This window comes from Runella sp. CRIBMP, from assembly GCF_009905605.1.
Classification (GTDB): domain Bacteria; phylum Bacteroidota; class Bacteroidia; order Cytophagales; family Spirosomataceae; genus Runella.
This window is the reverse complement of record NZ_JAAAKZ010000002.1, coordinates 79,337-102,676: the sequence shown is the minus strand read 5'-3', so window position 1 is coordinate 102,676 and position 23,340 is coordinate 79,337. Positions and strand designations below refer to the sequence as shown.

Here is a 23,340-nt window from a genome sequence, read left to right as displayed (position 1 = left end):
ATCCCAAACCTACTTGTCATCTTAAACACCTAACTTATCGGCAATACTACTTCTGCCTGAATGAGGCTTTTGTTCAGGGCTTTGTGCTTTACATTGTTTTGAAATTTCTATTTTTACCCAGCCAAAGGGTGTGATTTATTGCGGTTTTGTCAATATCTTTATATGTATTTCGTATGTCTTTGACCCGATAACGTTTGATAAACCTCTACCATGAACCGCTTTAAAATCACAAGAAAGCTATTGCCCTACTTCGCCATTTTTTTTCTATTTAAAATCGCAAAAGCCCAAGAAATAAAACCCGTATTTGAAGGATACAAATTGATGCGAAGCGATGAAAATGAGGACTTTTGGCGAAAAAACAAGCCAACAAAACCCTTGTTATACCAATTAAAACTAATACCACTCAACCCTGCCCACAGCGTTAATTTTACGATTGGCGGCCAAATACGAACCCGTTATGAAGTTTTCCAAAACGATACATGGTCAGACAATCCTAAGCAAGACAAGGGTATCTACGGGCACCGACTTGCCCTTCATACGGGCTTACAATTAGGCAAACACTTGCGGGTTTTCGGCGAATTATACCACGGCTTTTACGGGCAAAAAGTTTTTTCTCAATACGAAAAACTAGACCTGCATCAAGCATTGGCCGAGTTTACGTTGCCGTTGGAAACCACCCAATTGAAGTTAATCGCTGGGCGGCAAGAATTCAACTGGGGTACGGGTCGGATAGTTTCCCTCCGCGAAGCGCTGAATATGCGCCGGAGTTTTGACGGAGCGAGAGTAATTTCGAAATCCCATAAATTAAAAATTGAGGGATTTTATGCACTAGAAGTCATCCCTCAATTCGACCCTTTCAACAATAGTTCTCGTCATGCGCCTAAGTTTTGGGGAGTAAATTTCGCTTTTGCGTTGCCCAAAAAACTGGGAAACTTAGAACTGTACTATTATGGTTATCAACGGATTAACGCCAAATTCCAAAATGCGGCTGGCCTTGAAACACGTCATTCACTGGCATTTAGGGCCTCCATTGAAAACGGCAAACACTTTAACCATAACTCGGGTATTATTTACCAGTTTGGCAGCATCGACAAGTCCGCCATCAGTGCGTGGTCGTTTCAATCCGACATGCATTATATATGGAGTGAAGCCCGCTACAAACCCAATCTAGGACTCAAATTGGAGTACGTAACGGGCGACAAAAATGCCTCCGATCAACAATTAAATACGTTTAACCCCATGTTTAACAACCCCTCCTATTTTGGTTTGTTGAACAAGATGACTTCTATGAATTTAAAAGGCATTCATCCTTCTTTTCAAATGAATCTCAAACCCACGTTGAGGGTTAAGGCTGAAGCCAATTTTTACTGGAGAGCAAACAAAAATGACGGACTGTATGCCCCGTCGTTGGCCAACATCAGAGCTGGAAAAAATACGCAGGATAGTTACATCGGTACGCAGTTGGGGGCTTCATTTGAATGGGATTTGAGTAAAAATGTTACTTTTTCCAACGAATTTGCCTATTATATAGCTGGTAAGTACCTCGAAGATAGCGGGGGTTCCGAAAATATAACTTACAACGTGACAACCCTAAATTTTAGATTTTAAACTCTTTGGAAAAATTTCGATGAAACCGTTCTTCCTCAATCCCCTTGCTACCGTTCATCAGCTTTATCAACAGTGGGAACGGCATTTCCCATTTCTAAAATTACGGATTTACTCCCCCTCCCATCAACTGATGGATGAAAATACTTCCCAAGTTTCTTTACAAGCGCTTTCATCAACTGCTGAGCATCAAACAGAACTCCAAGTTGACCCCAACATGAGCGTTCGTTTGTTTGTTGAAGCCTTCCAAAATACTTTCGGACTACGGGCGGAAGTGCTTCGTCATTCGGGTTATTCGTGGGATGAAACCGAGAATACCGACTTTTGGACATTAACGGAGCAAAACCAAAAGGGCAAAGAGCAATCTCAGATTTACCGCACAAAAGAATCCTAACGGAAGTTAAAACACACTAAACACCTAAAAATCAGCCCATAAGATAGGGTATAATGTCGTCATTAATTAACGTTTCGATGCTGTACTGGGTATCAACTTTGATTGAAAAGTCAACGTAGTCGGCTATTGAATACTCAATTTCAAAACGAGTGGAGACGTAATCACTGTTTCTTAAATCAGAAATGGTGGGTTCGGCCTCCCGTTTTTTCAGCCGTTCTCTGATTGTTTTCTCCGTAGCCATGGTTTGAATCACTACCAAACGAACCCCTTTTTGCTCACAAACCACTCGTAGCTGCTTCAAGTATTCTTTGTTACGATAGGTTGCATCCAAAATCACAGCCCCAAATTTGTCGGTTTCAGCTAAACCATTCTCTGCCAATTCTTGATAAACACCCTCGGTCACTTGTGCTTCGTATAAGTGTGCACGTTCAGCATCGGGCAAGCGTTCGTAAAGGTCGATGCCTGCCCGCTGTTTTCGTATTACATCCGAACTCAAAACCGAAAGGCCAAACTCGTTGGCGAGCGCAGTGGCCAACGTTGATTTTCCCGTAGCACCGCCCCCCATACATACAATCACCGTCGACATCGAACCCAAAACAGCGTACCGAAAAGCCAGTTGGAAATAGCGAACCGCTTTTTGTTGACTCTCTAGCCGTATCTCCAACGGCACTTCAAACTCTCTATATTTGATGGTATCGACCTTGCCCCGAACACAGGCCCTATAAATTTTGTAAAAATTCAACAACAAACTCACATCGTCTTTTTCCAACACCGCCAGCAGTTTATGGTGAAGATAAGCCGCCTGCGGATAGCAGTGCCGATATTCCAAATCCATCAAAAGAAAGGCCAAATCATTGAGCCAGTCGAGGCACCTCAACCGCTGACTAAATTCAATACAATCATAAACTGTCACGGTATTGTGCTCAATATGAACATGTTCTGAGCGTAAATCTCCGTGCCCTTCAATGATTTTACCCAGCTGTATACGCGCTTCCAAAATACCTTTATTACTTTCAATGAACTGAAACAAAGCCGTTTGAATCCATCGAGCCGCCAACGGACTCAGTGTTTGTCTGGTGGCATCGTTAAAATCAGACGTAATTTCCAGCATTGTTGTTTTAATGGATTCAATGCTTGCGAAGGCCGAAATTTCGGGTGAAGTAGGCGTATTTTGATAAAACGTAAGCAGGCGATTGGCCAATAAATCCATTTGGGACATGGGAAAATCAGGCGATTTTAGACGATTTATCAATAAATTTTCGTCAGAAAGCCCTCGCATTTTAATCACATATTCAACCACATCACCCTCCGCTTGAAAACTCAGTTTGTGCCCATCCCAATAAATGGGCAAAATTCCTAAATACAAATCCGTACTGAGCCGTTGGTTCAGTCGAATTTCTTCTTGACAATAAAATAAGCGTTTTTGGAGAGTGGAAAAATCCAGAAAGTTGAATAAAACACTTTTTTTTAATTTATACACAAACTGGCCCGTTAGGGATACTACCGAAATGTGGGTTTGAAGTATTGAGACCTCATCCGTAGGAGTGTCATAAGAAGTTTTGTCTGACAAAAACTTGATAAAATCAACAAGTGCAGGAACAGAAGCCATAATGCTTGCAAGGTTTGTTATAATTAAGGCATAAAAACCAACATTTTCCTAAACGCCTGAAAGCATTATAGGATTAGCAGCCACTAGCATAAGAAGTTTACAAGCCAAAATAGCGCATTTCTCTGAATATCAATCATTAACCTGAGTAATATCATGTTTAACCTGCCATCAAAAGTATAAATTTGTTGGTCTGAGATTGCAAAATAGCAATAAGAATGAGACATCTTTAATCCAATGAGCATGAAACCCAAGATAGTTTTCACCCAAATGTACTTTTGGGTTCTAATTTTATTTCTTGCGCATCCTATTGTACTTATTGCTCAAATCCCGTATTTAACCGCCGAAAACAGTCAAAGCGACATTTATCCCACCGGTACCCATTCTAACTTTCTCCCGAAATCTACGGCTCAGACGGCATCTTCAAACCCTCCAAGGGTGCGAATTGCTTATATTGTTCCATCCAATCGAACTCCTCAACCGAATTATAAGAAGAACCTTCAGTTTGCCATTGAAATGGCCCAAATGTGGTACCGAAATGCAATGAATCAGAATGGATTTGGACCAAAAACGTTTATCTACGAACCGGAAGAAGATTCTCCAAGGCCAAAAATACACCTCGTAAATGTACCCGAAACAGATAGCGTTTTAAGAGGTGCTGAAAACGATGGGTACGGATTATTTGACAGAACAAAAGCAGCAGCCAAAAATGCAGGTCTTAGCGTAGATGCTGACGGGGAGGTATGGATATTGATTCCAGAGACCCACGTACAAAGGCCTAGTGGGAGTTTTTATGGCACACTTGCCTTGGGCGGTGGAGGCGGAAGCGGCAATAACTCAGGCGTTGCTCAACTAGGAAGCACTGTCATTCCACTTTTTGACCCTCAAAGATTGATAGATGATACCCCCTACGCAGGACATATAATTCCCGAATTAGGACCTTATCCTTTGGTGCAAGACAGTTCGTTTGTTTGGTTTGAAGACCACACCTTCAGTACAATTGCCTCTTCCTATTTGGGAGCACTATGCCATGAAATGGGCCATGCTTTTGGCCTTAATCATGATGCACGACAAGATGCCAATTTTTTTGGGGGCCTGATGTACAATGGTTTAAGGGGAATCAGGGGCAGTTTTTTTCCGACACTTTTTCCCAACAACTACACCCGTTTAGAATACGGCTCTTCGCTACAATTAAACGTGAGCCATTATTTTAACCGAAATAAAAACATTACAACAGTTCCTACGCTCTATATCACCACAGGTACAGTCACTCCCATCAACGGACAATTAAATATTCAAATGGCCGCGTATGATATTGACACCCTCTCGTATGTTTTGTTGTACGATAAAAATGGTGAGGTGATTAATGAAGTGTCGGTCAACTATACTAGTATTGGACTCACTTTACAAACCCCTTACTACACCGCAGGCGTCAATAATGAATTTTATATTTCGGTGGGTGATAAACAAGGTAATCGAAAATTAAGTCCAAAATTCAACATCTTCGTCAACGCGGGCAGTAACCAAGCCCCCAAACCATTTTTAAAGATTTTGTATCCCAATGCTCCGTCTCAAGGCAATAGTACTGTTTTTAATAGCAAAGGTTCGGATGACTTCGAGAAAGGTACTTACACCACCGAATTTGATATAAACAACGACGGCACCTACGATACTCCTCCACTCACTGCCAACGAATATTCCCATGAGCTTACCCAAACGGGCCCCTACATGGCTCGAATCAGAGTAACTGACGCCGCAGGGGCTTTCTCGGTTTCAAGCCCAATCAGCGGAAATTTTGGCAATACATGCGGCGTTGATCCACCAAAAATCACTGGCAAAAATAAAGTGTGTCCTAGCTCTCCCGTACAACTCACCGTTTATGGTTGTTATGGTACATTGTTGTGGTCAAATGGCGAAACTACTTCTTCCATAGTCGTTACGCCAACTACCACAACGGTTTATAGCGTTAGTTGCAGTTATGGATGTTTGGCTCAAACAAGCCTGCCCTTCACGGTCGAAGTCACTCCCAATACTGTTACGTTATCAAATATCTCCACTCCAGGCCCTCAAATTGCTCCCCAAACACTAATTTCAACCCAGCAAATACTCGCGAGCACTACTGTATCTTACTTTGCTGGCAACAGTATCGAACTTTTGCCAGGATTTTATGGGGCCAATAGTAGCGTTTTTACCGCGCTGATAAAGGGTTGTAATACACCTTTGGCCAACAATGATTCTTTTAGTGCTGTACCAGGCTTCGCCCGAACATTGAACGTATTATCCAATGATTTTACTCCTGATGGCATACCCGTTTCAAATTTTTCGGAAGTATTACTACCCGACATCCTCGCACAACCCACAAAAGGCACGGTTACGATCAACCCCAACGGGACTTTCACTTATACGCCAAACGAAAACGCCAGCGGCACCGACTCCCTTGTCTATTCATTGTGCAATAAATTTGCACCGTCTTTTTGTGCCAATGCTCAGGTGAACATCGACTTAAACTACCTAAACCCCGTCGTCAACGCGGGTTTTGAAACGACAGTCACCTTCAATAATCCTCCTTGGCAAAAAGGTGGCTGGAAAACCTATCAGGCAGTATTTTCATGGCTATCTGGTCAGGGACGAAACGGCTCACATGGCATCAAGATTTATTCAGGACCTCCTGCTGGGCCCGTCGTAAGCAATGATGTGTTCGTATATCAGGCGGTAACATTGGCCCCCAATACCAACTATTCAGTACACGGCTGGGTAAAAACAGAAAATGTAACCACCAATTCCAATCCAAATGGAGTAGGTGCTTGCCTTAGCTTGATTATTGCGGGCAATAACTGGCCCCCGATAAGTAGCCATTTAAAAGGCACAAATGATTGGACTCGGCTATCGCTCTCGTTCAATTCGGGGGCAACAGGCACTGTTACCATTGCCTGCCGTCTGGGCTACGCCAATGCTGACTCTGAAGGCACTGCTTTCTTTGATGATTTGATCATCGTTCCTCAATTTCCATAAAAAAACAAAACCTACCAATGGGCCCGACGTAGTTTATCAGGATGTAAAATTTGGATACCACCAGAGGTTGACATCTCAATCAGCCCATCTTGCTTAAATTCACTTAAAGTCCGAATCAGCGACTCCGTAGCCGTACCCACCATGGCCGCCAAGTCATCACGCGAAAGCTGAATTGCTTTGGCAGAATCAAGGTTTTGCATACGCAGTAAAGTATCAGCTACTCGTCTACGTAGGGAGTTATACGCCATTAACAACAGTTGTTGTTCCCGCTGTTCTAGCTGGCAGGCCAATAATTTAACAAACAGTTCACTCACCTCGTGGTCGGACAGAAGCAATTGTTGAAATTCGGTTTTAGGGATATAAATTAATTCGGAATTTACCAACGCCACGGCCGAGTCCATGTAGTCACAACCCTCCAAAAGTGCAGTATAGCCCAAAAAGTCACCCGCATTGTAAATGCCTGTAATAAACTCTTTTCCATCGGCATTGGCCCGTATCGTTTTAACTTGGCCCGATTTGACATAAAACAACCGCACTGAATCATCACCTTCTAAATATACGTATTGCTTTTTTTGAACGGCATGAATTTTTCGTTCAGATAAAATACGTTGTAGATTCCCCTTTTTGGAAGATTTTTCTGAGACATTATTCGAAATTGTCAGCTCTGAAGCCTCATTGTTGGCCTTTAGATGAGATACTCGTTTTAGCCGGCTGTCGATGGCACTAAGCAACTCACTTTCTTCAAAGGGCTTCGTAATGTAATCATCTGCCCCCAAATCCATTCCTTTTCGAAAATCATTACGATCCGTTTTGGCGGTCAGAAATATAAAAGGCACACAGCAAAGTTTAGGATTAGTATTAAAAATTTGGAGCACTCCATAACCATCCAAAATGGGCATCATAACATCACAAATGACCAAATCTGGTTTATTTATCAACGACTTTTCTACCCCAATCTTCCCATTTTCGGCAGTTTGAACATTATATCCAACCATTTCCAAAATCTCAGCTGTATTTTCACGAATCCCTGGGTTGTCTTCAATTAAGAGAATAGTTTTCATGAGGTTAAGTTAATCATGGATTGTGTCACAATTCAGTACTTAAGATAAATTACCTGAGGAAACTCTAATTTATATACCGAATTAGAATCGCAATAAATATCCAAAACAGACATGCCAACTTTACTGACAAAAGTCAGTGTTCTAAAAATAAAGTGATACAAACGCCCCAAAAGGGACAAAATAGCATCCTTTACCTTTAATAGTCAACACTTTACAATACTTAACCCAAGTTAATCAACCTGTTTTATTTCTCGTCATTCAAGTATTCACATATTGACCTATTGGTATACATTAATTTTAGAAGATATGCTTTTGATGAGATGATCAGGAAGTAAAACGGCAGCGTATAGGCATTTTTCATTTTAATAAAAAACCTGCACGACATAGTCATGCAGGTTTGGAAGTATTACTCAACGTTATGAAATATGACATATATACGAATGATTTCCAATTTCAGATGTTGTTCTTCATTTTTTTAACCCCGCAACATCAAAAGCAACCAACTATTCACCACCTATTTTCATCAAAAGGTATTGAAAACAAGGTGCTAAAAAGCATATTTTAAACACACACTCAAATAGAGTCAATAAAATATGAAAATAATAATATTAAAGTAAATGGGTACATTTATTTGGCATTATCAAGACCTAAAAACCTTAAAACAATCAAAATAAGAGGGCTTATCATCAAAACTTAACCCTAACAATATCTTACCGAGAAGGATATTAAAAAAAAGAATACACTTGCAAAATGTCATATTAAACTGTAAATTTGTAATATATATTCCTGAACCGTTTTTATAGCACCCAAAAATATCCTTGACAGTATTTTAGAAATATCTTATTTCACCAAATTTCCAGAATAATAAATAAAGAGCAGCCTTGAGTAGTACGATAAATTGAAAGTATCGTTATAGCTATATACGTTCCTTAAATAAAAGTACCAATAACCTAACTCAACATTATGGAATCGCCCATTTTAACCCCTACTAAAGAGCAGAAATGCCCTTATTGTAAATCTGTGGCCATTGACCGACGAAGACGCCCTCTTTTTGTACGAAGTGTTTTGTTCTTTTTGCCCTTAAAATACTACCGATGCGATAGTTGCCAGCGGCGTTTCTATCTTTTTAATTGATGTTGGCCCACGCTCCTAGCCCATAAGTAATTCCCTCACGGGTCTTATGACGCAACCCATTGCATCATAAGACCCGTTAAATATCCACAATAAGTCCCTAAGGCATAGCCCAAAATTGAGAGCAAAACCCCAACAGGAGCCAATGAAGCATGAAAAGCCGCCGCCACTACAGGTGCTGAAGCTGCTCCACCAATATTAGCCTGTGAACCCACCGCCGTGAAGAAAAAAGGCGCTTTCACCAGCTTTGCCACGCTAAGCGTGATGATTATATGAACCGACATCCAAATAATACCCACTAAAAATAGCCCAGGATTTTCGGCTACCGCAAACAAATCCATTTTCATTCCGATGGTTGCGACCAAAAGATACAAAAACAGGGAGCCTATTTTTGAAGCCCCCGCAAATTCAAGTTTGCGAAGCGGCGTAAATGACAAAAGAATACCTATTAACGTAACAATTGAGACTATCCAGAAGAAAGTAGAAGTCAGGCTCAATTTTTCAAGTGAAGGATAGTTAGTTTTGATAAAAGGAGCAATAAAATCGGCCAAAAGGTGAGACAAACCCGTTGCACCGAATCCGACTGCCGCAATCAAGACGATATCGCGCAGGCTAAAAATCCGCTGAGAGGCTTTCTGTTCACTATCTAGCCGGTGTCTCAATTCATCAATGGCCGAAACATCCGCCTTAAAGGCCTGGTCGATGCGTGCCGAAAAACCAACTCCGTAAATCAATACCGCCATCCAGATTTCGGCCGTAATGACATCTACCGCAATGACCTGCGAGAACAAACGGTCGCTGGGCTGAAACACTTCTTTCAACGCCGTTTGATTGGCCCCTCCCCCAATCCAACTTCCAGCAATGGTGGCCAATCCGCGCCAAACCGCATTGGCGCCTTCACCTCCCACTATCTCTGGGTTTATGATTTTCACCAGCCCAACCGCCACAGGCCCACCCACCATAACTCCCAATGTTCCCGCCAGAAACACCATCAATGCCTTCGGGCCAAGTTTCATGACGGCCTTAAAATCCATTCCGAGCGTAAAATAAACCAAACAAGCGGGTAACAAGTACTGTGAAACCACAGGATAAAGTTTTGATTCTTCCCCTGATATTACCCCAAAGGTATTTAAAAGCCCTGGCACAAAATAACAGAGCAATAAGGGCGGTACAATTCCATAAAATTTTTGCCAGAAGGGATGTTTGAGCGAAGCGGTGTGAAAAATAAGTGCCAAAACTACAAAAAGAAGACCAAGCACTGCCGCGTCGGAATGGATCATGAGAATAAGAGGTTAGGAAAATGAAATGCAAAGCAAAGCAAACTTTTGCAGTCGTCCCAATCTCAGCGGTCTTTGTTGGGCACAAAAAAAACACACAGGCCTCAAAGTTGAGCCTGCGTGTCGCAATTACACTTCATCAACAAACTAAAAACCAAATAGTTTTATTTTTAGAGATTGTGTCAAAACGACACGTCACTTTATATTTTAAAAGGATAACAAGTGGAAATAGATATAATCCAACAAGCTATCCTTCAATACGATTCAGTCAGTTGGCACTGCCTGAGTTTGCTTGCTGTAGGAGGGGGATTCGAACCGCCCACGGTGCAGTTAGCCGCGATACAAAGTTTGGTGGTCTACCCCAGTCGACTAGAGTGCCGGCATTATATCGTGTTTGTCCTGTTGTCACCACCCCCGAGACAGGAGGGCATGGCTGCCAAGTTTCATCATCCTACAGTATAAAAGAACTTTACTTTTTGAATTTACTAACTAAGCGCTGCTTTTCAGTAAATTGACAATGCAAAATTAGTAGAGTTTCTTATTTTTTGCAAATTTTACATAAATATTTTTAAAAATTTTGATTTCTTTCAACAAAACGGCATTTTTGTTGAAAGAAATCAAAATTTATCACTTCATCATGGACAAAAATTTAGAAATTGATAAAATTGACGGAACCGACCTTAAAATTCTTGCAATTTTACTCGACGACGCCCATCTTCCATACACCGAAATAGGCAAGCGCGTACACGTATCTGGAGGCACCGTGCACGTGCGCATGAAAAAATTGGAGCAACTAGGCATTGTCAAAGGAGCACAACTTTTGGTAGACCAAACAAAGTTAGGCTGGGACATCAGCGCATTTTTAGGAATTTACCTTGATAAAAGCTCGATGTACGAAGACGTGGCTGTGCAGCTCGAAAAAATCCCAGAAGTAGTCAATATACACTATACAACAGGCATTTACAGTATCTTTGCCAAGATTGTTTGTCGAGATACCCAGCACCTTCGGCAGGTATTACACGATAAGATTCAAAAAGTCAGTGGTATTCAACGCACCGAAACGTTTATCTCTCTCGAAGAGCGCATTGCGCGCTCCATTCCGTTGGATGTATAAAATCAAATAGCCCAGTTAGTACATATTCTCTTCCTTTTCTTTAGTCTTCTGAACACTTCTCCGTCTCAGATGGTTAATTGTTGGTGCTGTAAGAAATCCGAGGCGGTTCTATTGGTAAAATACCAAAATTACGTAGTTTTTGATACATTTGCGTAATCCATTCTTCAATGCCTCATGCAATAGGCCTGTCCCATTATGTTGAAGAATGAAACAAAACTCCCCTTGGGATCGGGGCATCTGACATATATGAAATTAACGTTTTGGGGGGCTGCCCAACAAGTGACGGGCAGCATGTACCTCCTCGAATTAGATGATGATTATCGGATTTTGATTGATTGTGGTTCCGATTTTGAGAGCGGTGATCGTAAGCGTAACACCAAAGAAGCCAGCCCATTTCCCAATGCCTTGTTCCCGTTTGATGCCTCAGTCATCAATCTTGTATTGCTCACCCACGCCCACATTGACCATTCAGGAAATATCCCTAACCTGTACCGCGACGGATACGAAGGTCAAGTGCTTTGTACCGACCCTACCTATGGGTTAACGGCCATACTGCTGAAAGATGCCGCAATGCTTAATCAAAAGCGGCTAAACGAAATCAACAGTGCAGACAACCAAAAAAAATACCGAAAAGGGCGTAAGAAAAAAGAATTGCCCAAAGATTTATACTTGGAAAAACAAGTAAAAGACGCGCTCGAAAACTTCGTACCACTGGCGTTTAATCGCCGGTTCAAAGTCGCCGATCAGTGTTTTGTTACGTTTGTTCCAGCAGGGCATTTATTGGGTGCGGCTCATATCTTGATTGAAGTGTGGGAAAATGGCCAAAAGAAAACCATCGGTTTCTCAGGAGATATTGGTCGAAAAGGCTATCCTTTGTTAATTGACCCGGGCGTTCTTCCACCCGTAGACTACCTCGTGTGCGAGTCCACTTACGGAAATCGCGTGCATGAAAACCACCTCAGTCCCGAAGCCGCATTGGCCGATGTCATAAAGCGTACGTGCGTGGATATTCCCGGGCGGCTTATTATACCCTCCTTTAGTGTTGGTAGAACGCAGGCGTTGCTCTACACGCTCAACAAACTTTACAACGAACATAACCTCCCTCCCATCAAAGTTTTTGCCGATAGCCCCCTAGCTTTTGAGAGTTCGAGGGTGTATCAACGAAACATCCGGATGCTCAATCGGGAGGCCCGCGAGTTTCAGGAAGAGAACGAATCGCTGTTTGATTTTGAAAATTTAATTTACGTCGAAAAAACGGAAGTAAGCCGTAGTATTTCTAATCATGCCGAGCCTTGTATTATCATTTCATCTTCGGGAATGATACAGGGCGGACGGGTGGAATACCATGTAGCTCAGAACATTAGCAATCCTTACTGCACTATTTTGCTGATTGGATATTGCGCCGAAGGAACCCTTGGTTGGCGCCTGATGAATGGTCAAACCACGCTACGAATCCGTGGGAAAGACGAACAAGTATTGGCCAATATCGAAAAAATTGACGTATTTAGCGGTCACGGAGACCGCGACGACTTGGTCGAATTTGTCCAAAAGCAATCGCCCGACCACTTAAAAAGAGTATTCCTTGTTCACGGAGAAACGCCAAGTATGGAGGCGTTTAAGGAAACCCTAGAATCAGTCGGTTACAAAAACATTGAGATTCCCCAAAAGGGACAAACATTTGAATTGTAAGCAACTCTATGCCAACTTATTTAGATTTTGAAAAACCGGTGGCTGACCTTGAATCAAAGCTTATAGAGCTCAAAAAATTGGCCGAAACAACACAAGTAGATGTCTCGGAAGCGGTAGCCCGACTCGAAGACAGCATCATACAACTGCGGCAAGATACCGCCCACAACCTTACTCGGTGGCAACGGGTGCAACTTTCGCGCCACCCCGACCGACCGTATACGCTCGATTATATTGAGCTGATGTGTGAGGAATTTATTGAACTTCATGGCGACCGTACCGTCCGCGATGATCCTGCAATGGTGGGTGGATTCTGTAACATGGATGGTCAAACGGTGATGGTGATTGGTCAACAAAAAGGACGTAATACCAAGCAACGGCAACAGCGTAACTTCGGAATGGCGAATCCAGAAGGATACCGCAAAGCCCTACGGCTCATGTTGTTGGCCCAAAAATTCAATAAGCCTATTGTAACGTTGATTGATACCCCAGGTGCTTTTCCAGGACTCGAAGCTGAGGAGCGCGGACAGGGTGAAGCCATTGCGCGTAACCTCAAAGAAATGTTTATGCTCAAAGTGCCCGTGGTATGCGTCGTCATTGGCGAAGGTGCATCGGGTGGTGCGCTGGGCATTGCCATCGGTGACCGGGTATTGATGCTCGAAAACACGTGGTACTCGGTCATTTCGCCCGAAAACTGCTCTACCATTCTTTGGCGTAGCTGGAATTTTAAAGAACAAGCCGCCGAAGCCATGAAAATAACAGCCAAGGACATGCAAATGGCCCGTCTGGTCGATGGTATTGTGGAAGAGCCGCTTGGCGGTGCCCATTTGGACCATAAAACGATGGCCGAAACGCTCAAAAAAACTATTTTAGGGCATATTAAAGAACTCCAGCAATTAACACCCGAAGAACGCATCAACCAACGCATTGACAAGTTTTGCGCCATGGGCGTTTTCAGTGAGTAAGCAAGTACGCTTTATGATCAAGAATATTATTTTCGATTTAGGGGACGTTATCATTAACATTGATGTGCCAAGGGCTGCAAGTTCATTTGCGGCGTTAAGCAATCAATCGTTGGATAACGTCCACTCACTTATCCAACAAAACGACGTTTTTAAGAAATTCGAAACGGGCAATTTAACCCCTCTCGCCTTTCGCAGTTTTGTAAGGGATTTGTTTCAAACCCCCGAATGGACTGACGCCGAAATTGATACGGCTTGGAACTCCCTGTTGCTTGATATCCCCATTGAACGTATTCAAAAGATTCAGGAACTTGCTCAAAAGGGCTACCGATTGTTTCTATTGAGCAACACAAGCGCGATTCATATTGATGAGGTAAACGCTATTTTGCATCGTACGGCCGAAATAGAACATTTGAGCCATTTGTTCGAAAAACTGTTTCTCTCTTACGAAATGGGCATCATGAAACCCCATCATGACATCTACCGACAGGTTTTAAGCAACGCGGGTATCGAAGCCAACGAAACCCTTTTTCTGGACGACAACCTCGACAACATTCGCGCCGCGGCCGAATGCGGCATTCAAACCATCCACGTTCAAAAACCCACCTCCATCGTGGAATATCTGCGTGATTATTAATGCGTTGCCCCTTTCCCTTTTTAATAAAGCATTATGAAAAATCAACGCACTCTGTTCCTGCAAATTTCCCTTTTCATTGTTACACTGGCAACGACCTCGTTGTCGGGCGCGGAATGGATGTTTGGGCGGCCGTTTGATTTACCTTTTTTCAAAATTGAAAATCCGCTTGGGTGGTCTGAATTTTGGCAAGGATTTCGATTCTCTATTCCTTTTCTTGGTATTTTGACCGTGCACGAATTCGGGCATTATTTTGCTGCAAAACGCCATCATGTACGCGTCACCCTGCCCTATTATATCCCGCTCTGGCTTGGTTTTGGGCAAACCATCGGAACTTTGGGCGCATTTATTCGTATAAAAGAGTTTATTCGCTCCCGGGTAAAATACTTTGACATCGGCATTGCGGGCCCGTTGGCAGGTTTCGTGGTTGCGGTGGGGGTTTTATGGTATGGATTTGCCACCCTCCCAACGCTGGATTATATTTTCAAAATCCACCCCGAATACCAAAAATTTGGAATGGGTTTTGCCCGCGTGGTGTATGCCAATCAAAACATGACGGGCAACATCTTATTGGGTGACAACCTATTGTTTTCCTTCTTTAAAAACTACGTCGCTGACCCTACTCGTTTGCCTCCACCGCAAGAAATCATGCACTATCCGCTGATTCTGGCGGGATATTTGGCGCTGTTTTTTACTTCACTCAACCTCATCCCAATTGGTCAATTAGACGGCGGGCACGTGTTGTACGGACTCATTGGCGGCAAGAATTTCAAAATTGTTGCGCCAATCCTTTTCTTTGTTTTTATCACGTATGCGGGTTTAGGTTCGTACCGCCCCGACGAATTTGCCATTGCCGATGACGGCGCTTTTTGGCAAAAAATCGGTTCATTGGGCCTGTACATTCTCTTTCTACAAATCTGTTTCAGTCGCATTACCGACGAAAACCCGCTTACTAGCTGGATGTTGGCGTTGTTGTCGGTCGCCATTCAATTTGGCACTTCAATGCTCTTTCCCACTTGGGAAGGATATTCTGGATTTTTGGTTTTTGGGTTTTTATTGGGGCGTATTTTAGGCGTTCATCACCCTCCCACCGAAGATATTCTACCGTTAAATCGTACTCGTCAAATTTTAGGTTGGCTGACTTTACTTATCTTTGTGCTTTGTTTCAGTCCAAAGCCGTTTGTTATCATGTAAATTGGGGCTTAGCACAAAGCTTCCATAAGCTTATGGTCTATCGTCCAACGTCACATCAATGATTATTTCGCTCGCCCAACGCGCTACCCAAGCGCAAGAATATTATTTTTCAGTCAAACTCGCCGAAGTCCGTAAGCTCATCTCGGCGGGGCATGATGTTATTAATATGGGTATCGGTAACCCCGACCAATCGCCTTCTGAAGCCACCATCGAGGCCCTTCATCGTTCGGCTTTACAGGCAGGCAGTCACGGGTATCAATCTTATAAAGGAATTCCAGCCTTGCGCCAAGGAATTGCCCAGTGGTACCAAAGAATCTACGGGGTTACATTAGACCCCGAAACCGAGATTTTGCCTTTGATTGGCTCCAAAGAAGGCATCACTCACATCAGCATGACGTTTTTAGACGCAGGCGATGAGGTCTTGGTCCCCGAACTTGGCTATCCTGCCTACCGCGCCGTGAGTCAAATGGTGGGGGCCAAAGTCATCGAATACCCACTGCTCGAAGACCAAGGCTGGCAGCCCGATTGGGAAATCATGCATTCGCAGGTTGGCCCACAAACCAAACTGCTTTGGCTCAACTACCCGCACATGCCAACGGGTGCCCCGGCCACCCACGAATTGTTTGAAAATGCCGTAAGGTTTGCGCACCAACACAAAATACTGCTCTGTCACGACAACCCGTACAGTCTGATTCTCAATCAGAAACCTCCCATTAGCCTTCTTTCCATTGAAGGCGCTAAAGAAGTGGCCATTGAGCTCAATTCCATGTCCAAATCGCACAACATGGCGGGCTGGCGCGTGGGCTGGCTATCGGGCGCAAAAGCTTACATTGATGCGATATTAACCATCAAAAGCAACGTGGATTCGGGTATGTTTTTGGGAATTCAACAAGCCGCTGCCGCTGCCCTCCAAAATACCGACCAATGGCATCAAGCTCAAAACGAGCTCTACCGCAGTCGACTAGATGCCGCAAAAGCCTTTTTAGATGCCCTGAATTGTACCTATGACGAAAGCCAAGAAGGTATGTTTTTGTGGGCAAAACTACCCGAAACCATCGCCTCGGCCGAACAGTTAGTCGATGACTTGTTATACCAAAAATACATTTTTATTGCACCAGGCTTTATTTTCGGTCCTAAAGGTCAACGCTATATACGCTTGTCGCTGTGCATGTCGGCCGAACGAATCTGGCAGGCTGTTCAGCGCCTTAAAGCATAACTAACTCCGTTTGTTCCCCTTTTTCAAACGGTAATTGCCGTAATATCCGTTCTTCTTCCAACGCGTTGAAGAACTCAAATAGGCGTAGCCAGCTTTCGGTACTGTTGTCTAATCCGTTGCGGGCTCTAAATACTTCAAGTTGGTTACGCCAAAGGATTGTTTTCTGATGAAATGATTTCCTGAGAAACTCCTCCATCGTAGACTGATAAAGCCCGTTGTGGACATAGTAACGATAGGCATTGTGGTCCACTCTTTCTTCAGGAAAAAAGTTATAAAATTGTCGACCGCGATTGTTTTTGCTGTATTTAATGCACCTTAGCACTTCAAGCGGTCCATCAAAAACCACCTCGACAATCTCCTCGCGTTTACTATCAGGCAATACACTCGTTTTGAAACGTCGATTAAAATTTTGACGATTGTCCCAAAAAACAAACGATTCAACCTGCGAAGCATTAAACGCCTTTAGGGTACCGTTGGGCATTTTTAAGGATACCACCTCGACGTCAGCCGCAAATATAATCTCTCCTTCCAAGTGCTCTCCAGTGGTCAATACGACCTGTCCTTTGTACCAAGGTTCTTTCAATTGGGCATGTGTAGACAATACCATCCACCCCAAGCCTAGGCTTAGTAGAAATTTTTTCATGTTACTAATAATAATGTGGAGTATAAAATAAAACTATTTCAAGAATAGCTATTGTTTAGCCTTTACAAAAGCAAAAAATAGCCATACTTTATACCAAATATATAAACAAAATCAATACAAAAAATAGGTATATAAGCAATTTTCAATATATTATTTGTTTTAAATAACACATTCACCAAATAATTCAATTGTATTTTTTAAATACGCATTCTTTCCAAAAATTGTTGTCGATAAATAATGTTTATTCCTTCGCTCTGCCATAATTATTGATTTAATTTGTACAATAACTATCGAAAGGGACACATGCTTTGCTTTAACAGTAAAGTCAATATCAACTTTTTGAATTTTGGACTCGACTTTATGCGCTTTTTTTCGCGACTCTGCGTCGAAATCAATCGTTCAAAAAGGGACTTTCAAACAACTAATTTCTTTCAATGCCTTTTATTTTTTATTTACTTTGTGTTTAATTTTTCAAACCAATAATTTTTTAACAAAACCTACCTGCAAATGAGTACAATTCAATCGGTACATGCTCGGCAAATCCTTGATTCTCGCGGTAATCCCACTGTTGAAGTGGATGTTCGCACCGAAAATGGTTTCTTAGGCCGCGCGGCGGTTCCTTCAGGTGCTTCTACAGGCGTACACGAGGCTGTCGAACTCCGTGACGATGATAAAAGTGTATACCTGGGAAAAGGAGTTTTGAAAGCGGTTCAAAACGTCAATGAACTCATCTATCCCGAACTTTTGGGTCTTTCCATATATGAGCAGAATCTGATTGACAAAATCATGATTGAGCTTGACGGTACTACCAACAAAGGCAAATTAGGTGCAAATGCCATTTTGGGGGTTTCTTTGGCAGTAGCCAAGGCAGCGGCCCAAGAAGCAGGCATGTCGCTTTTCCGTTACATTGGCGGTGTAAATGCAAATACACTTCCTGTACCAATGATGAACATCATGAACGGTGGTGCTCACGCTGACAATGCTATTGATTTTCAGGAATTTATGGTTATGCCCGCCAAAGCTGAAAGCTTTTCGCAGGCATTGCGTATGGGAACCGAAGTATTCCACGCGCTCAAAGGCGTATTGAAATCAAAAGGATATTCAACCAACGTGGGAGATGAAGGTGGTTTTGCCCCCAATATCCAATCCAACGTAGAGGCCCTCGAAACCATTTTGATTGCCATCGAAAAAGCGGGTTACAAGCCCGGCGAGGATATGTTTATCGCCATGGATGCTGCCGTTTCTGAACTTTGGAACGAAGAAAAAGGACGCTACGTGTTCAAAAAATCAAGCAAAGAAGAGTTAACTTCTGCCCAAATGGCTGATTTCTGGACGGATTGGGTCAACAAATACCCCATCATTTCAATCGAAGACGGTATGGCCGAAGACGATTGGGCAGGTTGGAAGTTACATACCGACGCCATCGGCAAAAGATGCCAACTGGTAGGTGATGACTTGTTTGTAACCAACGTAAAACGTTTGCAAATGGGTATTGAGCAAGGTGTGGCCAATGCGGTCTTGGTAAAAGTTAACCAAATCGGTTCTTTGACCGAAACCATCGACACCGTCAACCTGGCCAAACGCAATAGCTACAAAAATATCATGTCGCATCGTTCGGGCGAAACTGAAGACAGCACCATTGCTGACTTGGCCGTTGCACTCAACACCGGACAAATCAAAACGGGTTCTGCGTCACGTTCTGACCGGATGGCCAAATACAACCAATTGCTTCGTATCGAAGAAGAATTGGGCGAAACGGCTTATTTCCCGGGATTGAAATTTTAATTTTCAACATCGCAAAGGGTGAATTCCGCAAGGATTCACCCTTTCTTTCTTTTCCCCTTTGCAAAACATGAATTTTTTGTCCCGCTTCCGGTTTCTCAAAAACTTTTACCTCGCCAGCGCCGTAGGACTGTTGGTTTGGTTACTTTTTTTTGAAATGAACAGTATTCCCGAACAAATCAAAAATTGGTGGAAATTACAGAAGTTGGAAGACCAAAAAGAGTATTATGTAGAGCAAATTGAGTTATTGAAAAAAGAACAAGCCACTACGCTGGGCAATGATAAACTCATGGAAAAATATGCCCGGGAAAAGTACTTCATGAAAAAAGACAGCGAAGATGTGTTTGTGCTTGTGGATGAAAAAGGGGAACCTTTTGAGAAGTAACAAATAAGGAGTGAGAAAACCGTAGGAAACAGCAAGTAGCATTTACATTTTTCACTACTCTATACTCACTACTCTGTACTGACTCCTACCTCTTATGATTAATGTTTTATTCGTTTGCCTCGGCAACATTTGCCGTTCTCCGCTTGCCGAAGGTGTATTCAAAGCACTAGTGGCTCAACAGGGCCTTACCGAAAAAATCAATTGCGATTCGGCAGGCACCCACGGCTACCACATCGGGGCCCTCCCCGACCGCCGCGCCCGACGTGTAGCTGCCGACTACGGAATTCAGCTCACGCATACTGCCCGTAAGTTATCCAGCGATGATTTTGCCAATTTTGACTACATCGTGGCCATGGATGAATCCAACCTCGAACATATACAAACCCAAAGCTATCGTTCTACGGGTTTTTATCTCGAAGAAGGCCGCATTTTTACTTACCGCAATTTTGACCATCAGGCCGACGAAAGCGGCGTTCCGGACCCTTATTACGAAGACATTGCCGCATTTGAAAATGTCTATCAAATCGTAACGCGTTGCGGAGAGCAATTTTTGGAGTACTTGATCAAAGAACATAAATTAGCCTAAAATTATAACCCACGACAATGAGTCAAAAAGTAATTTTAATCATCATGGACGGTTGGGGCATCGCTAAAAACGGTGAAGAAAACCGCTCAGCTGTCATCGCAGCAAATACGCCTTTTTACGACCGTATTCTCGAACAATATCCTCATAGTAAGCTGGAAGCCAGTGGCTTAGCAGTAGGTTTGCCCGATGGGCAAATGGGAAACTCGGAAGTAGGACACACCAACCTCGGCGCGGGTCGCGTGGTATATCAAGATTTAGTAAAAATCAATTTGGCCGTAGAAACGGGCACCTTGGCCCAAGAGCCCACGTTGGTGGAAGCGTTTACGTATGCCAAAAACAGCGGCAAAAAAGTGCATTTTATCGGTCTGGTCTCTGATGGTGGGGTTCACTCGCATATCAACCACCTGAAAGGCCTGTGTACCACCGCGCAAAATTTCGGACTGAGCGATGTCTATGTTCATGCCTTTACCGATGGACGTGATTGTGACCCCAAAAGCGGCCTCGGATTTTTGACTGATTTAGAACAGCATTTGGCCAAAACAACGGGGCAAATCGCCAGCGTAACGGGTCGTTTTTACGCCATGGATCGCGATAAACGCTGGGAACGTGTGGCAAAGGCCTACAACGCAATGGTTAAAGGAGTCGGTACTGCACAATGTACCGCCGACCATGTTTTGACTTCCGTACAGGAAGCCTACGATGCGGGTGTCACCGACGAATTTATCGAGCCCATCGTGGTCGTAAAAGAAGATGGCTCTCCCGTAGCAACCATCGACGAAGGCGATGTGGTGCTATGTTTCAACTTCCGTACCGACCGCGGACGTGAAATTACGGAAATGTTGACCCAGCAGGATTTTCCAGAACAAGGCACCCAAAAGTTGAATCTGTATTACCTGACATTAACCAATTACGACGACGCATTTGTGGGGGTAAAGGTCATTTATGACAAAGACAATTTAGAAAATACCCTCGGAGAAGTGGTGTCAAAAGCGGGAAAAACGCAGATTCGCATTGCCGAAACTGAAAAATACCCGCACGTTACATTTTTCTTTTCAGGAGGCCGAGAATTGCCTTTTGATGGTGAAAAAAGGCTTTTATGCCCGTCGCCAAAAGATGTAAAAACCTACGATTTAAAACCCGAAATGGCCGCGTTTGACATCCGTGACGCCATTATTCCCGAAATCGAAGCCGAAACGGCCGATTTTATTTGCCTCAACTTTGCCAATCCAGACATGGTGGGCCATACGGGCGTTTTTGAAGCAGTGGTAAATGCCTGCGAAACCGTTGATCAATGTACCGAGGCCGTTGCCACGGCGGGAATGGCCCACGGATATACATCAATCATTATTGCCGACCACGGAAACTCCGATTATATGCGCAATGACGACGGCACCCCTAATACCGCCCACAGTACCAATTTGGTTCCTTGCGTTTTTGTCGGGAATGAATACAAAGGCCAACCCAAAGATGGCAAACTGGCAGATATTGCCCCGACTATTTTGGCGTTGATGGAAATTCCTCAGCCCGCCGAAATGACGGGTGTGAGCTTGTTATAATTCCGTCTGGATTTTCATTAGAACTTTTTACGTGCTTCTTGGGTTAATTCCAAGAAGCATTTTTTGTATGAAGCACCTCCTATTATTCATTTTCAGCTTATTATTAATCACCAGCTGCACCAATCCAACAGATACGGCGTCGGTTCAGAATTACTTTAACCTCAAAGGGTTTATTGAAAACCAAATCACCGAATTGAACAAACGTAAGCCTTTGGTAAACAAAGAAATGGCTTTGGGTGACAAAAACGAAAATAAGCAAACCAATGAAATTGACTGGCGGCAAGAATTAGAATTGTTTACCCAAGCTGACCTTAATAAACAGGCCTACCAACTCAGCTATACCATTTCCCAACCTAGCTCGTCTACTTTCCTCTATACCTTAAAAAGTGGCGAGAAACTTCCCGTAAAATCATTAAAAATTGTTTTAGACGAAGTTTCTAAGCAGCCCAAACTGGTTGAGGCTTTATTACAGGAAGAAAATAGGTTATACGATTCCGAAAAGAAGCTCCAATTAACCTGTACGATGCGGCCCGAAGGTGTTTGGCTCATCAAGACTTACGAAATCAACGGATTTCAGCATTTAACCATCACCGATAAAAAGACTTTTTTGGTAAAAGGAACGATAAACTAGAAAACTCGAAAGTCCTACTCTTCTTTCTTCATCCAAATCATTTTTTCGGGTATATCCTGTTCGATTTCTTTACGGACCCATTCCACAATTTCTTCTACGCTCATTGAATCGTCGAACTTAATCGGTGCTTTGAACCGTATGCTTAGCGTCGTATTTCTTTTTTTAAAACGAAGTCCTTTTTTGTCAAACGCCCGGCGAAACCCATTGATAACCACGGGTACCACAATCGGTTGATTTTCCAACACCAAATGACCCGTTCCTTTACGAATGGGCGCATAAGGGCTCGTCGTTCCCTGCGGGAAGCTCACCACCCACCCGTGGTCCAGCGCCTGCGAAACCTTATTGGCAGCCGATGTATCACGCTCCCGCTTTACGTTTTGACCTTCAGCCCGCCACGAGCGTTCGACGGTCAGCGCCCCTCCCAAGCCAAACAACTTAGGCACAATCCCAGCTTTCATGGTTTCGCTCGCCGCCACGTAATAGCTCCGCGCCCGGGGCGCCAACAAATACAACGGAGGCACAATGGTACTCTTAAAACCCCATTTTACGCTTGAAAAAATGTGGTAAAACGAAATCACGTCCGCAAAATAAGTTTGGTGATTGGACAAAAACAGCACCCCGTTTTCAGGCAGGTCTTCGAGGTGTTCAATCCCTTCAATTTTGGTTTTGTTCACGACCGTAAAACGCCAATACGTAAACCAGCCGATAACGGAAATCATTATTCGTTTGATAAACAAAGAATTACCGAAGGGGTCGCGTTCGAGAAGGCCTAGAAAATCAAGCCATGCGAGCCATTTAGGAAGATAACTAAACCGAGTAAGGGGTCGGTTGGAGGTCATAGAGTACGGGGTTGGAATACTATCAA

At 43.3% G+C, this 23,340-nt stretch carries 19 protein-coding genes; 14 read left to right on the top strand and 5 right to left on the bottom strand.

From position 1 onward, the window contains the following. Positions 1 to 210 precede the first annotated feature (210 nt). Both GVN20_RS05490 and GVN20_RS05485 read left to right on the top strand, forming a co-directional pair. Positions 211 to 1,608 (top strand): alginate export family protein, encoded by a 1,398-nt coding sequence (locus GVN20_RS05490; RefSeq protein ID WP_166557378.1) that lies wholly within the window; start codon positions 211 to 213, stop codon positions 1,606 to 1,608. Positions 1,609 to 1,627: 19 nt separating this feature from the next. Further along, positions 1,628 to 1,999, top strand: coding sequence for a hypothetical protein (locus GVN20_RS05485; RefSeq protein WP_166557377.1), 372 nt, complete (start codon positions 1,628 to 1,630; stop codon positions 1,997 to 1,999). Positions 2,000 to 2,030: 31 nt separating this feature from the next. On the opposite strand, the gene GVN20_RS05480 is transcribed toward GVN20_RS05485, so the two are convergent. Continuing rightward, positions 2,031 to 3,608 carry an AAA family ATPase gene (locus GVN20_RS05480; RefSeq protein ID WP_166557376.1) on the bottom strand — a complete coding sequence of 526 codons (1,578 nt, stop codon included), beginning with the start codon at positions 3,606 to 3,608 and terminating at the stop codon, positions 2,031 to 2,033. Between the two features lie 240 nt (positions 3,609 to 3,848). On the opposite strand from GVN20_RS05480, the gene GVN20_RS05475 reads away from it, so the two are divergent. Beyond that, the gene (locus tag GVN20_RS05475; RefSeq protein ID WP_166557375.1) at positions 3,849 to 6,617 is read left to right on the top strand and encodes a 3-coathanger stack domain-containing protein; all 2,769 of its coding nucleotides are present in this window, start codon (positions 3,849 to 3,851) and stop codon (positions 6,615 to 6,617) included. An 11-nt stretch (positions 6,618 to 6,628) separates the two neighbouring features. Here the strand turns inward: GVN20_RS05475 and GVN20_RS05470 are convergent, their stop codons facing one another. Next, complete coding sequence (locus GVN20_RS05470) at positions 6,629 to 7,678, bottom strand: response regulator (RefSeq protein ID WP_166557374.1); 1,050 nt, start codon at positions 7,676 to 7,678, stop codon at positions 6,629 to 6,631. A 1,178-nt stretch (positions 7,679 to 8,856) separates the two neighbouring features. Then, the gene (locus GVN20_RS05465) at positions 8,857 to 10,089 is read right to left on the bottom strand and encodes a DUF819 domain-containing protein (RefSeq protein ID WP_166557373.1); all 1,233 of its coding nucleotides are present in this window, start codon (positions 10,087 to 10,089) and stop codon (positions 8,857 to 8,859) included. A gap of 634 nt (positions 10,090 to 10,723) precedes the next feature. Between GVN20_RS05465 and GVN20_RS05460 the strand changes: the two genes are divergently transcribed. The 6 genes from GVN20_RS05460 (at position 10,724) to GVN20_RS05435 (ending at position 16,892) form a co-directional block, all read left to right on the top strand. Then, entirely contained in the window at positions 10,724 to 11,200 is a 477-nt protein-coding gene (locus GVN20_RS05460) for an Lrp/AsnC ligand binding domain-containing protein (RefSeq protein WP_114070137.1), read from the top strand. 246 nt (positions 11,201 to 11,446) lie between these two features. Further along, positions 11,447 to 12,889, top strand: coding sequence for an MBL fold metallo-hydrolase RNA specificity domain-containing protein (locus GVN20_RS05455; RefSeq protein ID WP_166557372.1), 1,443 nt, complete (start codon positions 11,447 to 11,449; stop codon positions 12,887 to 12,889). Positions 12,890 to 12,897: 8 nt separating this feature from the next. Further along, positions 12,898 to 13,851 (top strand): acetyl-CoA carboxylase carboxyltransferase subunit alpha, encoded by a 954-nt coding sequence (locus GVN20_RS05450; protein ID WP_166557371.1) that lies wholly within the window; start codon positions 12,898 to 12,900, stop codon positions 13,849 to 13,851. Between the two features lie 13 nt (positions 13,852 to 13,864). Then, a complete protein-coding gene (locus tag GVN20_RS05445; RefSeq protein ID WP_166557370.1) occupies positions 13,865 to 14,485 on the top strand; it encodes an HAD family phosphatase in 621 nt (206 codons plus the stop codon). Between the two features lie 33 nt (positions 14,486 to 14,518). After that, positions 14,519 to 15,676, top strand: a complete 1,158-nt coding sequence (locus tag GVN20_RS05440; RefSeq protein ID WP_166557369.1) for a site-2 protease family protein — start codon at positions 14,519 to 14,521, stop codon at positions 15,674 to 15,676. Between the two features lie 58 nt (positions 15,677 to 15,734). Next, on the top strand, positions 15,735 to 16,892 hold the full coding sequence (locus GVN20_RS05435; protein WP_166557368.1) for a pyridoxal phosphate-dependent aminotransferase: 1,158 nt from the start codon (positions 15,735 to 15,737) through the stop codon (positions 16,890 to 16,892). Here GVN20_RS05435 and GVN20_RS05430 read toward each other — a convergent pair. Continuing rightward, positions 16,882 to 17,535, bottom strand: a complete 654-nt coding sequence (locus tag GVN20_RS05430) for a hypothetical protein (RefSeq protein ID WP_166557367.1) — start codon at positions 17,533 to 17,535, stop codon at positions 16,882 to 16,884. The two genes, GVN20_RS05435 and GVN20_RS05430, sit on opposite strands and share 11 nt — an antisense overlap. Before the next feature lie 507 nt (positions 17,536 to 18,042). Here GVN20_RS05430 and eno point away from each other — a divergent pair. From eno to GVN20_RS05405, 5 genes are all read left to right on the top strand, one after another. Then, positions 18,043 to 19,320 carry a phosphopyruvate hydratase gene (gene eno / locus GVN20_RS05425; protein WP_114065697.1) on the top strand — a complete coding sequence of 426 codons (1,278 nt, stop codon included), beginning with the start codon at positions 18,043 to 18,045 and terminating at the stop codon, positions 19,318 to 19,320. A 67-nt stretch (positions 19,321 to 19,387) separates the two neighbouring features. Further along, entirely contained in the window at positions 19,388 to 19,702 is a 315-nt protein-coding gene (locus GVN20_RS05420; protein ID WP_166557366.1) for a septum formation initiator family protein, read from the top strand. 94 nt (positions 19,703 to 19,796) lie between these two features. Further along, complete coding sequence (locus GVN20_RS05415) at positions 19,797 to 20,288, top strand: low molecular weight protein-tyrosine-phosphatase (RefSeq protein ID WP_166557365.1); 492 nt, start codon at positions 19,797 to 19,799, stop codon at positions 20,286 to 20,288. A gap of 17 nt (positions 20,289 to 20,305) precedes the next feature. Next, a complete protein-coding gene (gpmI, locus tag GVN20_RS05410; protein WP_166557364.1) occupies positions 20,306 to 21,844 on the top strand; it encodes a 2,3-bisphosphoglycerate-independent phosphoglycerate mutase in 1,539 nt (512 codons plus the stop codon). Positions 21,845 to 21,911: 67 nt separating this feature from the next. Next, complete coding sequence (locus GVN20_RS05405) at positions 21,912 to 22,475, top strand: hypothetical protein (RefSeq protein WP_166557363.1); 564 nt, start codon at positions 21,912 to 21,914, stop codon at positions 22,473 to 22,475. Positions 22,476 to 22,489: 14 nt separating this feature from the next. Here GVN20_RS05405 and GVN20_RS05400 read toward each other — a convergent pair whose 3' ends face one another. Then, positions 22,490 to 23,314 (bottom strand): 1-acyl-sn-glycerol-3-phosphate acyltransferase, encoded by an 825-nt coding sequence (locus tag GVN20_RS05400; protein ID WP_114065702.1) that lies wholly within the window; start codon positions 23,312 to 23,314, stop codon positions 22,490 to 22,492. Positions 23,315 to 23,340: the final 26 nt, after the last annotated feature.

Bases quoted from the DNA above. Each gene is read 5' to 3' on its own strand.
- gpmI (WP_166557364.1), top strand. From the start codon at position 20,306: ATGAGTCAAAAAGTAATTTTAATCATCATGGACGGTTGGGGCATCGCT.
- GVN20_RS05435 (WP_166557368.1), top strand. From the start codon at position 15,735: ATGATTATTTCGCTCGCCCAACGCGCTACCCAAGCGCAAGAATATTAT.
- GVN20_RS05460 (WP_114070137.1), top strand. From the start codon at position 10,724: ATGGACAAAAATTTAGAAATTGATAAAATTGACGGAACCGACCTTAAA.
- GVN20_RS05480 (WP_166557376.1), bottom strand. From the start codon at position 3,608: ATGGCTTCTGTTCCTGCACTTGTTGATTTTATCAAGTTTTTGTCAGAC.
- GVN20_RS05415 (WP_166557365.1), top strand. From the start codon at position 19,797: ATGATTAATGTTTTATTCGTTTGCCTCGGCAACATTTGCCGTTCTCCG.
- GVN20_RS05490 (WP_166557378.1), top strand. From the start codon at position 211: ATGAACCGCTTTAAAATCACAAGAAAGCTATTGCCCTACTTCGCCATT.
- GVN20_RS05445 (WP_166557370.1), top strand. From the start codon at position 13,865: ATGATCAAGAATATTATTTTCGATTTAGGGGACGTTATCATTAACATT.
- GVN20_RS05475 (WP_166557375.1), top strand. From the start codon at position 3,849: ATGAAACCCAAGATAGTTTTCACCCAAATGTACTTTTGGGTTCTAATT.
- GVN20_RS05400 (WP_114065702.1), bottom strand. From the start codon at position 23,314: ATGACCTCCAACCGACCCCTTACTCGGTTTAGTTATCTTCCTAAATGG.
- GVN20_RS05405 (WP_166557363.1), top strand. From the start codon at position 21,912: ATGAAGCACCTCCTATTATTCATTTTCAGCTTATTATTAATCACCAGC.
- GVN20_RS05420 (WP_166557366.1), top strand. From the start codon at position 19,388: ATGAATTTTTTGTCCCGCTTCCGGTTTCTCAAAAACTTTTACCTCGCC.
- GVN20_RS05470 (WP_166557374.1), bottom strand. From the start codon at position 7,678: ATGAAAACTATTCTCTTAATTGAAGACAACCCAGGGATTCGTGAAAAT.
- GVN20_RS05465 (WP_166557373.1), bottom strand. From the start codon at position 10,089: ATGATCCATTCCGACGCGGCAGTGCTTGGTCTTCTTTTTGTAGTTTTG.
- eno (WP_114065697.1), top strand. From the start codon at position 18,043: ATGAGTACAATTCAATCGGTACATGCTCGGCAAATCCTTGATTCTCGC.
- GVN20_RS05450 (WP_166557371.1), top strand. From the start codon at position 12,898: ATGCCAACTTATTTAGATTTTGAAAAACCGGTGGCTGACCTTGAATCA.
- GVN20_RS05455 (WP_166557372.1), top strand. From the start codon at position 11,447: ATGAAATTAACGTTTTGGGGGGCTGCCCAACAAGTGACGGGCAGCATG.
- GVN20_RS05430 (WP_166557367.1), bottom strand. From the start codon at position 17,535: ATGAAAAAATTTCTACTAAGCCTAGGCTTGGGGTGGATGGTATTGTCT.
- GVN20_RS05485 (WP_166557377.1), top strand. From the start codon at position 1,628: ATGAAACCGTTCTTCCTCAATCCCCTTGCTACCGTTCATCAGCTTTAT.
- GVN20_RS05440 (WP_166557369.1), top strand. From the start codon at position 14,519: ATGAAAAATCAACGCACTCTGTTCCTGCAAATTTCCCTTTTCATTGTT.